This is a genomic window from Streptomyces sp. NPDC045021, assembly GCF_056432645.1.
The window spans coordinates 62,367-74,574 of record NZ_JBWKIQ010000003.1 but is presented as its reverse complement, the minus strand read 5'-3'; the positions used below and the strand labels follow the sequence as shown (position 1 = coordinate 74,574).

Here is a 12,208-nt window from a genome sequence, read left to right as displayed (position 1 = left end):
GTCGGGGAGCCGTGATCGCTCGCGCGGGGTCAGGCCTGGGCGGCCACCGCGCGGCGGCGGTGGCGGGCGACGCGTTCCCGGTTGCCGCAGACCTCGCTGCTGCACCAGCGGCGCCGCCGCCCGCGCGACGCGTCGAGGTAGACCAGGGAGCAGCTCTCCCCCTCGCACTGCCGCAGCTGGGCGCGGGCGGCGGGATCCGTGAGGAGCTCGACGGCGTCGCGGGCGACGGCCGCGAGCAGGGCGCCGCAGTCGGGTTGCGCGGCCAGGGTGCGGACGAGGGTGCCGTCCGGCGCGGGCCGGGCGCTGGGCGCGGGCGGGGCGGCGAGGGCGTCGGCGTTGAGCCGGGAGATGTCGGCGGCCGCGGGCACTGCGGCAAGCGGCTCGGACGGTTCGGACGGTTCGGCCGGGGACTTCGCCGACGGCTCGGGCGCGGACGCCTCCGCCGCGGCCGTTGCCATTGCCGGTGACGGCGCTAAGGCTCCTGGTGACGGCAGCGCGGCGTCCGACGGGCCGGCGGCAGCGGCGAGCTGGGTCGCCACGACCCGCCGCAGCACGTCCCGCAGCACCAGGAAGCGGCCGAGCCACGCCGTGTCGACCGCCACCGACGTACCGCTCGGAACGAGCCCGGTGCCGTACAGCCATTCGGTGAGGCGCCGCGGCGAGTCGAGACGGTCGACGGGCTCCTCGGAGAGCCGTCCGGTGACCGTCGCGAGAAGGTCGAGGCTCACCCGCCCGGTGTCGAATCGAAGCTCGGACGAGGCCGTAACCGTCATGTGCCTGTCACCCTTCCGCTGCCGCCCGTGACCCGCTGCCCCCAGAGTGCCCCGCCGGGGCCACGTGGGCTAGGTCAAGGGACGGGCCAGTGGGCAGGTGTGTGGACGGGGCCGGGAGCGCGCGGGTGAGCCGGGCGGTGGACGGGCCGGCGGCCGGCCCGGTGGGTGGGCCGGTGGGGGGCCGAGGAGCGGGGTTATTCCTCCCCCGCGTACTTCTCGTCCGCCAGCGGGTCCAGCGCCAGCCGGTAGCCGCGCTTCACGACGGTCTGGATGAGTTTGGGCGCGCCCAGCGCCGTCCGCAGCCGGGCCATCGCGGTCTCGACGGCGTGCTCGTCGCTGCCCGCGCCCGGCAGGGCCTTCAGCAGATCCGCGCGCGAGACCACCCACCCCGGCCGCCGGGCCAGCGCGCGCAGCAGCGCCATGCCGGCGGGCGGTACGGTCCGCAGCTCGCCGTCGACGACGACCGCCTGGCCGCGGATCTCGACCCGCCGGCTCGCGACCGGCAACGCCCGTACGCGTCCCGGCAGTTCGGCGGCGATCAGCTGGACGAGGGGGCCGAGCCGGAAGCGCTCCGGCTGGAACGTCGGAATGTCATGGGCCTCCAGCGGGAGGGCGGTGACCGGTCCGACGCAGGCCGGCACGACGTCGTGCCGCAACGCGTCGACCAACTTGTCGAGCCGGCCGAGCCGTTCGGCGCGCTCCAGCAGGGAGGCCGCCGCCGGGGCGCTGGTGAAACACACCGCGTCGAGTGAGCGGGCGATCGCCGCGTCGATGAGCCGGTCGACGGGGCCGATGTCCTCCGGCGGCATCCACCGGTACACCGGTACGCCGACGACCTCGGCGCCCGCCGCCCGCAGCGCCTCGATGAAGCCGGGCAGCGGCTCGCCGTGCAGCTGGATGGCGATCCGCCGGCCCACCACACCGTGCTCCAGGAGCCGGTCGAGGACCTCGGCCATCGACTCGGAGGCGGGCGACCAGGTCTCCGTCAGCCCGGCCGCGCGGATCGCGCCCTTCACCTTGGGGCCGCGGGCGAGCAGCTCCACCCCGCTCAGCCGGGCCAGCAGGGCTTCGCCGAGGCCCCAACCGTCAGCGGCGCCGACCCAGCCGCGGAACCCGATCGCAGTGGTGGCCACCACGATGTCCGGGCCGTTGTCGAGCAGTTCCTTTGTCGCCGAGAGCAGTTCCGCGTCGTCGAGCAGCGGCACGATCCGCAGCGCGGGTGCCCGCAGCACCGCCGCCCCGCGCCGCTCCAGCAGCGCGACCAGCTCGTCGGCGCGCCGGGCCGCCGTCACCCCGACCGTGAAGCCGGCCAGCGGCAGCACCGACGCGGCCGCGGCGACCTTCCCGGGAGCCGTGACCGGGGCCTCGGCCGAGGGTGTGGGTTCGGTGGCCGTGGGTTCGGTGGCCGTGGATTCGGTGGGCTTGGGTTCGGTGGCCGTGGATTCGGTGGGCTTGGGCTCGTCGGCCGTGGATTCGGTGGCTGCCCGGGTTTCCGCCGGCGTAATGCCCGCACCCAGCGCGGCCGACGGCGCCCGCGCACCGTCCTCTCGCTGTTCTGCCTTCCGCACCTGCATGGCTTGCCCCACTCCGCTGGAGGTACACGTACCTGGTGGCCCCCGCCGCCGGTGGATGCTCCCATCCGGCCGTCTGCCGGGATCGGCCGGACGGCCGGAGCGCCGAACGCCGCCGTGCGGCGGCTGTGAGCCGTCGCACGGCGGGCAGGTCGTGCCCGGCCTGCTGAAACGTCAGGCCGCCCCGTTGGTCAGACGCATCGTGCCAACACGGGGTGACGGGCGGGGTTCGCCAGGATTTCCCCGGTGTTACGTGCTGGTTCACGTCCTACGGCCGGATCCGGGACGCCGGGGCCCGCCCGGAACCGCCGGGCCCCGGCGCGGCCGGGCCCGCTCACACCTCCGCGTAGCTCAGCTGCGGCGCCGGTTCCGCCGCCGGTGAGAGTACCGGCGGAGCGGCGGGGCGACGGAGGTATACGGCCCAGGTGAGCGTGAAGCACACCGCGTAGAAGGCCAGGAAGGAGACGAAGGCCGGGGTTCCGGTGTGCGCGGTCAGGAAGGACTCGCGGAACGCCAGGTTGATGCCGAGGCCGCCGAGCGCGCCGACCGCGCCGATCAGCCCCATGGACGCCCCGGAGAGCCGGCGCCCGTACGTCGCGGCCTCCTCGCCGCTGAGGCCCTTGGCGAGCGCCTTGGCGTGGTAGATGCCGGGGATCATCTTGTACGTCGAGCCGTTGCCGAGCCCGGTGAGGACGAACAGGGCGATGAATCCCGTGGTGAAGACCGGCAGCGACTTCTGCATCGAGGCGAGCACGATCACGAGCGTCGCGGCGGCCATCGCGAGGAAGTTCCAGAGCGTGATGCGTGCTCCCCCGAACCGGTCCGCGAGGCGCCCGCCGACCGGGCGGATCAGCGAGCCGAGCAGCGGCCCGATGAAGGTGATCGACGCGGCCTGCAGCGGGGTGCGGGCGAACTGGTTCTGCAGCACGAGGCCGAAGGCGAAGCTGTAGCCGATGAACGAGCCGAAGGTGCCGATGTAGAGGAAGGACATGATCCAGGTGTGGGGGTCCTTCACCGCCTCCTTGGCCGCGCCGGTGTCGTTCCTGACAGGCTCGAGGTTGTCCATCTTCAGTGCGGCCAGCGTTGCCGCGATCACGATCAGCGGGATGTAGACGCCGAGCAGGATCCGCGGGTGCGAGGCGCCCGCCGTACCGATCACCAGGAGCCCGACGAGCTGGATCACCGGCACACCGATGTTGCCGCCGCCCGCGTTGAGGCCGAGCGCCCAGCCCTTCTTACGGAGCGGGAAGAAGGAGTTGATGTTGGTCATGGAGGAGGCGAAGTTGCCGCCGCCCACCCCGGTGAGCGCCGCCACCACCATGAAGGTGGTGTACGAGGTGCCGGGCTTCATCACGACCGCGGCCGCGATGGTGGGGAGCAGCAGCATCAGCGCGCTGAAGACCGTCCAGTTCCGGCCGCCGAAGCGCGCCACGGCGAACGTGTACGGGACCCGGACGACGGCGCCGACCGCGGTCGCCATCCCCACCAGGAAGAACTTTCCGGCCGGGTCGATGCCGTACTTGGGCCCCATGAAGAGCACCATGACCGACCAGAGGGTCCAGATGGAGAAGCCGATGTGCTCGGACAGGATGGAGAAGAGCAGATTGCGGTTCGCGATCCTGCGTCCGCCGTTCTCCCAGAACTCGGTGTCCTCCGGGTCCCACTGCTCGATCCAGCGGCCCCCCTTGCGCGTTTCCGTAGCGGTGGCACTCATTACGCCTCCAGGCCCAGCCGATGTCGGGTGTTCTCCACGACAGTAGGAATGGCCGGTTACCGCCCGATGGCACGAGGTGACGCGGGGGGAACCATGCACTCACCCGGCGCCGGGGGGCGCTGTGAGACCCGCGTCGCCGGGTTCGGGGAACCCGGTAGGACGCGCCTAGCCGGATTCGGGGGCACGGAGGGACGCGCCTAGCCGGGTTCGAGGGGCACGGAGGGACGCGCCTAGCCGGGTTCGAGGGGCACGGTGGGGTGCCCTTCGGGGCGGGGAAGCGCCGCCAGGCGCGCGTCGGTATCGGGGAGCCAGCTGCCGGCGGGGCGGCGCAGCCACTCCCCGGCCGCGGCCAGTCGGGTCGCCGCCTCGTGCAGGGCGGCCAGTCCGGGGTGGCGCAGCCCGCGGCGCCAGACCATCGAGACCAGGGCGAGCGGGACGGGGTCCACCAGCGGCCGGAGCACCGCGCCCGGCATGTCGAGGAACTCGGTGGTGGCCAGCACCGGCCAGCGGTGTTTGGCCACCAGCCGGATGAACTCCGCCTCGCCCTCGATCTGCGGGAAGGGCGCGGCCACCGCGATCCCCCGCCCCGCGAAGAGCCGCTCGGCGAGATCCGTCCACTCGGCGGTGGTGGGATTCCCGGCCCCGGCGTACAGCGTCTCGCCGGCGAGCGCGTCCAGCGGGATCCGCGGGAGGTGGGCGAGCGGGTGCTCCTGCGACAGGACGACGGCCATCGGCTCGAAGCGCACCGGCCGGTGGTCGAGCCGGGACAGGACGGCCGGGGACAGTCCCGCGACGCGGCCGAACGATACGTCCAGCCGGCCGGCGAGGATGTCGGCGGCGGCCCCGGTGAGGCCGCTGTGGAAGCGGGCGGTCAGCTCGGTGCCGGGAGCCGCCGCACGCGCCTCGTCCAGGACGCGGCGCCCCGTGCTGACGGGCGAGCTGACATCGACGAGCAGCGGCCGGTCGGCCGCCGCGAAGGCCGCGGCCAGCTCGTCCTGCGCCGCGAGCACCCGCCGCGCGTGCGGAAGGAGCCTTTCGCCGTCGGCGGTGAGCTCGACGCGCCGGGTGGTGCGGACGAACAATTCGGTGCCCAACTCCCGCTCCAGCCGCCGGATGTCGCGGCTGAGGGCCTGTTGCGCCACGTAGAGCGCCGCTGCGGCGCGGGAGAAATGCAGTTCCTCGGCCACGGCGGTGAATGCGCGCAGCAGACGGGGTTCCAGGTCATGAGGCACGCCGCCATTGAACACCGGCCCAGGGTCCACGGGAATTGACAACAGAAATGCGTCAATGGCCGCCGATCAGGTGTTGGACCGCGGCACGGCCCCGCCACGAGGCTGATCACATGCACCGTTCCGCACCGCTGCTGCTCATGGCCAGCGGCGGCACCCTCATCGCCGCCGACCGCACCGTCAACCAGCCGGCCGCCACCCGCCCGCCCCGGCAGCCCGTTCGGCCTGGGCGGCCCGGCCGCTTCGGCGCCTACCGGCGGATCTTCGCCGCCCCGGGGACCACCGCCTTCACCGTGGGCAGCCTGCTGTCCCGTGCGCCCATGGGGATGTTCGGCGTCAGCCTGATCATCATGGTCGCCACGACCCGCGGCTCCTACGCCCTGGCGGGCGCCGTGGCCGCCGCCGGCATGGCCGCGACGGCCGTCCTCGCCCCCGTCATAGCCCGCCTCACCGACCAGTACGGGCAGGCCAGAGTCGCCGTGCCCGCCACCGCATGGTCCGTCGCGGCCTGTCTCGCCCTGCTGCTGTGCGTGCGCTACGACGCTCCGTCCTGGACGCTCTTCGCCACGTACATCGCCAAGTCCACCACCCCGAACACCGGCGGCATGGCCCGCGCCCGTTGGGCGCACCTCTACCGCGACGACCCCGCGGCCCGCCACGTGGCCAACTCCTTCGAGCAGGTCGCCGACGAGCTGTGCTACATGCTCGGCCCGGTCCTGGCCGCGTTCCTGTGCACGGCGCTCTTCCCCGAGGCGGGGATGCTGGTCGCGAACGTCCTGCTGCTCGCCGGCGTCCTGCTCTTCGCCGCCCAGCGCGGAACGGAACCGCCCGCCCCGGGACGCTCCGCGTCCCGTACCGGCTCCCTGCTCCGCGTACCGGGCCTGCCGGCCCTGCTGGCCGTGTTCTTCTGCACCGGGGTGATCTTCGGCGCGCTGGAGGTCACCACGATCGCCTACGCCGACGCCCGCGGGCACGCTTCCGCGGCCGGCGCCGTCCTCGCCCTGCAGGCCGCCGGATCCGGCGCTGCGGGCCTGCTCTACGGCCTGTCCCGGCCCGCCGGCCCCGCCACGGCCCGCTTCGCGGCCTCGGTGGCGGCGATGGCCGCCCTCATGACCCTGCCGCTGCTGGCCCGCGACCTGCCGATGCTCGCCTGCTGCCTCTTCCTCGCCGGCTGCGCCACCGCTCCCACCATGGTCAACGGCATGACCCTGGTCCAGAACCTCGCCCCTGCCGCCCGCCTCAACGAGGGCATGACCCTCGCCGTCACCGGCATCCTGGCCGGCATCTCCACCGGCGCGGCCCTCGCCGGCAGCGCCGCAGAACGCCTCCCGCCGGGCACCGGCTTCTGGCTCCCCGCCGCCGCGGCCGCTCTCGCCGCCGCCCTGGCCCTTCGGGTCCACCTGCGCGCATCGCGCATCGCGCATATGAAAAAGGCCCCACCGCGGTGAGCGGCGAGGCCTTCGTCATACATGGGGTTGGTGGAGATGGCGGGAATCGAACCCGCGTCCTGTGGTGCGGAATCAGGGCTTCTCCGAGCGCAGTCCGCTGTGCTTTTCTCAGCCCTGGCAATCACGCGGACAAGTTGCCAACGGGCTCAGTCACTGTTTGGTTTCCTTCAAGCCCCCGTGACCGGGTCATGAAGTTTAGTTCCCTTGATTATGCCAGGATCCAGGCCGGGAACAGCTCCTGGGCTGACACTCCGTAGAGCTTTCTCTCTAGCTACTTATTAGGCAGCGAGGGAGAAAGCGGAGGCATCGCGCTTGGTGTTGGCGATTATGTTTTGCGACATATGGTTAACGAGATCATTGCCGCTTCCTCGGCTCGCTTCCCCTGCTTCGACATCCCCAGTCGAAACCGATCATCCCCATGTTGATTTTTCAAAGTGTCACCGGAGCAGGCGGGCGAACCCGACGGACCCGGTGGCGCTGCACCCATCGTACGTGACCAACGCCTTGACGGGCCACTGCATTCCCGCGCGTCCGGGGCGGGCCCGGGTCCCGTCGGGCGCCTGCGTCAGGCGCGCTGGCGCCGCCGGACCGCGGAGATCGCCCGGTTCGACTCCCGCGTGTCCTGCTTCTCGCGCAGGGTCTGCCGCTTGTCGTACTCCTTCTTGCCCTTGGCAAGCGCGATCTCGACCTTCGCCCGGCCGTCCTTGAAGTACAGCTGGAGCGGGATGATCGTGTGGCCCGACTCCTGCGTCTTGTGGATCAGCTTCGCGATCTCGGCCTTGTGCAGCAGCAGTTTGCGCTTCCGCCGCGCCGCGTGGTTCGTCCACGTCCCCTGCGTGTACTCGGGGATGTGGACGTTGTGCAGCCACGCCTCACCGCCGTCCAGCTGCGCGAAGCCGTCCACCAGCGAGGCACGGCCCATGCGCAGCGACTTGACCTCGGTGCCGGTCAGCACCAGGCCTGCCTCGAAGGTGTCCAGGATGAGGTAATCGTGGCGCGCCTTCTTGTTCTGCGCGATCAGCTTGTGACCAGTCTCTTTCGCCATAGCGCGGCCATTCTCGCACTAGGAGGGGGGTCTGAGGCCACTCAATACTTCCCTGGCCTCCGCCACCGCCTTGTCGGAGGGTCCCGAGGGGGTCGAGCCGCCGCTCACCGTGAGATCCGGCTCTATGCCGCGGCCGTCCACGTTCCGCCCGTCGGGCAGGCTGTAATGGCCGACGGTCAGCTCGGCGACCGAGCCGTCCGGCAGCTCGCTGGGCATCTGCACCGCGCCCTTGCCGAAGGTCCGCGAGCCCACCACGACCGCCCGGCCACGGTCCTGCAGGGCGCCCGCGAGCAGCTCCGCGGCGCTCATCGTGCCGCCGTCCACCACGGCCACCAGTGGGGTCTCGGTGTCACCGCCGTCCTTGGCGTAGAGGGCGCGCTGTCGGCCGTGCACGTCGTAGGTGGCGACCAGGCCGCCGTCGAGGAAGACCGAGGAGACCGTAACGGCCTCGGTGACCAGGCCGCCGGAATTGCCGCGCAGATCGAGCAGCACGCCCCGGCTGCCGGCGCGCACCGCGTCCCGCACCGCGGACCGCACCTGCCCGCCGACGCCCTTGGTGAACGCCTCGATCTTGATGGAGGTGATGTCCCCGTCCAGTTTCCCGACGGTGACGGCCTCGGTGGCGAGCACCGCGCGACGCAGCGTGACTTCGTGGTTACCGCCGGCGTGATCCACGCCGAGCCGGACGACGGACCCCGAGACGTTGTCGCCGCGCAGCTCCGCCACGACTTCGGTGACCGGCTTGCCGTCCGCCCGCACCCCGTCGATCGACAGCAACCGGTCGCCGACCTGCACCCTCGCGCGCTGGGCGGGGCTGCCGGCCTGTACCCGGGCCACCTGGATCCAGCCATTGCCGGTGCGCCGAACCCACAGCCCGACGCCCACGTAGCGGCCGTCCAGGGCCTGTTGCAGGCCCGCGTACTCCTGTGCGGTGTAGAACGAGGACCAGCGGTCGCCGCTGCGGCTGACCAGCTCTTCGGCGGCTTCCGGGCCGACCTTGCCGTCGTCGATCGCCTTGGCGATCGCGTCGGTGTCGGCGACGTTGCCCGCCGGGATCCTGCTCTGCGCGGCCGACGCGGAGCGGGCCGGAACCGTCCAGGTGCCGGCCACCGCGCCGCCGGCGAGCACGGCGCCGAAAACCAACGTCAGGGCGGCCCCCCGGCGTGAGCCGCGTGGCGTCCCGAACTTCAACCGGCCGGACATGGCGGGAAGTCTAGGCCAGAAACGGGCGCCATACGGAGAGTTGGCCGCAGACCACCCGAAGCGGCACTCAGACCTTGAGGTATTTACGCAGCGTGACGAGGGCGGCGAGGGCGGGCATCAGCATGCTGGCCACGAGCACCGCCGGCAGCACCTTGAGCACGTCGCCCCAGCCGAGGAAGTTCACCAGCGGGATCTTTTCCTGCAGCTTCAGCCCGTGGTCGATGAGCATGTACCGGCCGGCGATGAGCATGCTGGACGCCACTCCGCCACCGACCAGGCCGGCGAAGGCCGCCTCGGCGATGAACGGCATCTGGATGTAGAAGCCGGACGCGCCCACCAGGCGCATGATCCCGGTCTCGCGGCGGCGGCTGAAGGCCGAGACGCGCACGGTGTTGATGATCAGCAGCATCGCGACGATCACCATGAAGGCCATGATGCAGAACGCCACCCTGGTCATGCCGTTGAGCAGGTCGAACAGGTTCTTCAGCAGCTTGCGCTGGTCCTGCACCTCCTGCACGCCCGGACGTCCGGAGAACGCGCTGGCGACGACCTGGACCTTCGTCGGGTCCTTGAGCTTGACCCGGTACGACTCCTGCAGCTGGTCAGGAGTGAGGGATCCGGCGATCGGCGAGTCCTTGAACTGCTCCTGGTAGTGCTTGTACGCCTCCTGCGCGGATTCGTAGTACACGGTCTCGACGACCGGGAGCTTCTGCAGGTCGGCCTTGATCGCCGCCTTCTGCTCGTCCGTCACGGCGCCCTTGGAACACGACGGGTTGCTCTTCGCATCCGCCTTGTTGCACAGGAAGATCGACACCTGGACCTTGTCGTACCAGTAGCCCTTCATGTGGTCGACCTGCTGGCTGGCCAGCCAGGATCCACCTGCCAGGGCGAGCGAGAGGGCGACGGAGATGATCACCGCGAAGGTCATGGTGAGATTGCGCCGGAGACCGACGCCGATCTCCGACAGGACGAACTGGGCGCGCATGATGTCCTTTCAGGGGGCTGGTGGCTATGACTACGGAGCAGAACCCGGTTCGGGTTCAGTGCTGGTAGCCGTAGACACCGCGCGACTGGTCGCGCACCAGTCGCCCCTTCTCGAGCTCGATGACGCGCTTGCGCATCTGGTCGACGATGTTCTGGTCGTGGGTGGCCATCACCACGGTGGTTCCGGTGCGGTTGATGCGGTCCAGCAGACGCATGATGCCGACCGAGGTCTGCGGGTCCAGGTTTCCGGTCGGTTCGTCCGCGATCAGCAGCATCGGCCGGTTGACGAAGGCGCGGGCGATGGCCACACGCTGCTGCTCACCACCGGACAACTCGCCCGGCATGCGGTCCTCCTTGCCGGCCAGGCCGACCAGGTCCAGCACCTCGGGAACGGTCTTGCGGATCGTCCCGCGCGGCTTCCCGATCACTTCCAGCGCGAACGCCACGTTCTCCGCGACGGTCTTGTTCGGAAGCAACCGGAAGTCCTGGAAGACCGTGCCCAGCTGACGCCGCATCTGCGGAACCTTCCAGTTGGAGAGCCTCGCCAGGTCCTTGCCCAGGACGTGCACCATGCCGGTGTCGGTGCGCTCCTCGCGCAGGATCAACCGGAGAAAGGTCGACTTTCCGGACCCCGACGAACCGACGAGGAAGACGAACTCGCCCTTCTCGATCTCCAGCGAGACATCCCGAAGTGCAGGACGGTTCTGCTTGGGGTAGGTCTTGGTGACGCTGTCGAATCGGATCACGTTCGCACCAGTGAGGTAGCCGGATATTGGGGGCGGACAACCGCAGGGGCGGCTCTCCTGGTGTGGGCGACCATACGCGAATGGCGTAGGGGCGCGCAGTCGGCGTCCTGGGATCGTGTGTTTACGCACAGGGCACAGGGGGACAAACCAGGCATCGGGCCATGCACGTCACCCTGTGAAATCGTGCGAGGCGCGCCGATTGTGCCCGAAGCTGGCACAGTGGAGGAACCGAACGGCCCACTGGCGCGTTCACCGGGCGGAGGAGGAGATCGCATGACATCCGACCGACTGGTATGTGCCAACTGCGCCGGCCCCGTGAGCGAGGGCCGCTGCGCGGTCTGCCGCGCCAACCGCGCCCGCCTCCAGCAGGAAAACCCCTGGTCCGCCCTGACCCCGGCCGCCCTGATCGCCCTCCTGGTGGCCCTGCTGGCAGTCGTCCTGGTCGTCGAACACGCCACGTAGCCGCCCCGGCGCGCCCGCCACGTATATAGGGGCCAGGGAGCGCGCTCCCTGGCCCCTTCTCACTGCCCCGGCCGCCCGGCGATCAGGACGAGGGCCCCACCATCTTTCCGACCTGGGCGGTGACGACCTCCGTCGGCATCGTCTGATACGGATCCTCGGGCAGATCAACCGTGCTGAAGTACGCGAGAACGCCGTTCGCGCGGATCACCCAGATGTCGATCGGCAGTTTGCCGCCGGCAGCAGGAGTGAGCCACACCCCCAGCGGCTCCTCGCCGCCGTAGGCGGTGGGATCCGCCTTCACCGCGAACTGCGTTGCCCCGTCGGAGTCCGACGCTTTGAACCCACCCCCGCACGCGCCTACCGCGGTTCTGATCGTCTCCAGCACCCGCTCCGCGTCTCCGGGCCCGTACGACGCCAGCCGCAGCCGAACCGGCGCCTTGGGACTGACCGCCTGCACCACGTTCCGGTCCACGAACGCCCGCGGCGCAACCGCACTCGACGCGCTCAGCAGATCCGCGAGCGGCTGGCACGCCGGCTTGTCCGCCCTCGCGTGACCGACGCTCGCCTTCGGCGTACTCACCTTGTCACCTGCGGCGGCGTCCAGATTCTCGACGGTGAGAGCCGCGGCCGAGAGCTGCGCCGCGGTCAGTACTTTGACGGGACTGGCGGTGACGGTCGGCGCCGGTGCGGAACTCGCAGATTGCGACACGGAACCACCCCCGGGTCCGCCACAGCCTGCAACTCCCATCAAAGCCACCAGTACGAAGGCCTTGTTTATGCGGCTACATCCCGACAATTCCCGTTCCATCAAAATTCCGAATCCCCCGATCGTCAATCGATGAGCAACTCGTCAAGCCTTTCCGCGGAACCTGGCGTCCCTAGCATCTCAGCAGCGGCTACGATTCGCGCATAGTATTCCCTGAATATAGGAAGTTCATCCTCGTAGATCCACGAACACAGCATGTCGAAGGCTTCAACCTCTTCGCCCGCAGCAAGCAGGACATCGATGCTCGCAAGCACCTTGGGGGATGTT

At 70.6% G+C, this 12,208-nt stretch carries 12 protein-coding genes and 1 other RNA gene; 2 read left to right on the top strand and 11 right to left on the bottom strand.

The genetic code is table 11. The features are described from left to right. Positions 1-29 precede the first annotated feature (29 nt). From AC07DC_RS11635 to AC07DC_RS11620, 4 genes are all read right to left on the bottom strand, one after another. On the bottom strand, positions 30-773 hold the full coding sequence (locus AC07DC_RS11635) for a CGNR zinc finger domain-containing protein (protein ID WP_478914200.1): 744 nt from the start codon (positions 771-773) through the stop codon (positions 30-32). Positions 774-967: 194 nt separating this feature from the next. After that, positions 968-2,347: a uroporphyrinogen-III synthase gene (locus AC07DC_RS11630; RefSeq protein WP_478914199.1), complete on the bottom strand. Its 1,380-nt coding sequence runs from the start codon at positions 2,345-2,347 to the stop codon at positions 968-970. A gap of 331 nt (positions 2,348-2,678) precedes the next feature. Continuing rightward, positions 2,679-4,058 carry a nitrate/nitrite transporter gene (locus tag AC07DC_RS11625; RefSeq protein WP_478914198.1) on the bottom strand — a complete coding sequence of 460 codons (1,380 nt, stop codon included), beginning with the start codon at positions 4,056-4,058 and terminating at the stop codon, positions 2,679-2,681. Positions 4,059-4,288: 230 nt separating this feature from the next. Continuing rightward, positions 4,289-5,290: a LysR family transcriptional regulator gene (locus AC07DC_RS11620; RefSeq protein WP_478914197.1), complete on the bottom strand. Its 1,002-nt coding sequence runs from the start codon at positions 5,288-5,290 to the stop codon at positions 4,289-4,291. A 110-nt stretch (positions 5,291-5,400) separates the two neighbouring features. On the opposite strand from AC07DC_RS11620, the gene AC07DC_RS11615 reads away from it, so the two are divergent. Continuing rightward, positions 5,401-6,735 carry an MFS transporter gene (locus tag AC07DC_RS11615; protein WP_478914196.1) on the top strand — a complete coding sequence of 445 codons (1,335 nt, stop codon included), beginning with the start codon at positions 5,401-5,403 and terminating at the stop codon, positions 6,733-6,735. Positions 6,736-6,763: 28 nt separating this feature from the next. On the opposite strand, the gene ssrA is transcribed toward AC07DC_RS11615, so the two are convergent. From ssrA to ftsE, 5 genes are all read right to left on the bottom strand, one after another. Beyond that, positions 6,764-7,153: a transfer-messenger RNA gene (gene ssrA, locus AC07DC_RS11610) on the bottom strand. Between the two features lie 147 nt (positions 7,154-7,300). Next, positions 7,301-7,780, bottom strand: a complete 480-nt coding sequence (smpB, locus tag AC07DC_RS11605; RefSeq protein WP_478914195.1) for an SsrA-binding protein SmpB — start codon at positions 7,778-7,780, stop codon at positions 7,301-7,303. Positions 7,781-7,798: 18 nt separating this feature from the next. Further along, the gene (locus AC07DC_RS11600) at positions 7,799-8,983 is read right to left on the bottom strand and encodes a S41 family peptidase (RefSeq protein ID WP_478914194.1); all 1,185 of its coding nucleotides are present in this window, start codon (positions 8,981-8,983) and stop codon (positions 7,799-7,801) included. Positions 8,984-9,050: 67 nt separating this feature from the next. Further along, a complete protein-coding gene (ftsX, locus tag AC07DC_RS11595) occupies positions 9,051-9,968 on the bottom strand; it encodes a permease-like cell division protein FtsX (RefSeq protein ID WP_478914193.1) in 918 nt (305 codons plus the stop codon). A 55-nt stretch (positions 9,969-10,023) separates the two neighbouring features. Beyond that, entirely contained in the window at positions 10,024-10,713 is a 690-nt protein-coding gene (ftsE, locus tag AC07DC_RS11590; RefSeq protein WP_138357585.1) for a cell division ATP-binding protein FtsE, read from the bottom strand. A gap of 273 nt (positions 10,714-10,986) precedes the next feature. Here ftsE and AC07DC_RS11585 point away from each other — a divergent pair, with 273 nt between their 5' ends. Then, a complete protein-coding gene (locus AC07DC_RS11585; protein ID WP_164299236.1) occupies positions 10,987-11,175 on the top strand; it encodes a hypothetical protein in 189 nt (62 codons plus the stop codon). Between the two features lie 82 nt (positions 11,176-11,257). Here AC07DC_RS11585 and AC07DC_RS11580 read toward each other — a convergent pair whose 3' ends face one another. Both AC07DC_RS11580 and AC07DC_RS11575 read right to left on the bottom strand, forming a co-directional pair. Further along, a complete protein-coding gene (locus AC07DC_RS11580) occupies positions 11,258-11,884 on the bottom strand; it encodes a hypothetical protein (protein WP_478914192.1) in 627 nt (208 codons plus the stop codon). 122 nt (positions 11,885-12,006) lie between these two features. Beyond that, positions 12,007-12,195, bottom strand: a complete 189-nt coding sequence (locus tag AC07DC_RS11575) for a MafI family immunity protein (RefSeq protein ID WP_478914191.1) — start codon at positions 12,193-12,195, stop codon at positions 12,007-12,009. Positions 12,196-12,208: the final 13 nt, after the last annotated feature.

Coding starts and splice junctions, on each gene's coding strand:
- AC07DC_RS11635 (WP_478914200.1), bottom strand. CDS start 773: ATGACGGTTACGGCCTCGTCCGAGCTTCGATTCGACACCGGGCGGGTG.
- AC07DC_RS11630 (WP_478914199.1), bottom strand. CDS start 2,347: ATGCAGGTGCGGAAGGCAGAACAGCGAGAGGACGGTGCGCGGGCGCCG.
- AC07DC_RS11625 (WP_478914198.1), bottom strand. CDS start 4,058: ATGAGTGCCACCGCTACGGAAACGCGCAAGGGGGGCCGCTGGATCGAG.
- AC07DC_RS11615 (WP_478914196.1), top strand. CDS start 5,401: ATGCACCGTTCCGCACCGCTGCTGCTCATGGCCAGCGGCGGCACCCTC.
- smpB (WP_478914195.1), bottom strand. CDS start 7,780: ATGGCGAAAGAGACTGGTCACAAGCTGATCGCGCAGAACAAGAAGGCG.
- AC07DC_RS11600 (WP_478914194.1), bottom strand. CDS start 8,983: ATGTCCGGCCGGTTGAAGTTCGGGACGCCACGCGGCTCACGCCGGGGG.
- ftsX (WP_478914193.1), bottom strand. CDS start 9,968: ATGCGCGCCCAGTTCGTCCTGTCGGAGATCGGCGTCGGTCTCCGGCGC.
- AC07DC_RS11585 (WP_164299236.1), top strand. CDS start 10,987: ATGACATCCGACCGACTGGTATGTGCCAACTGCGCCGGCCCCGTGAGC.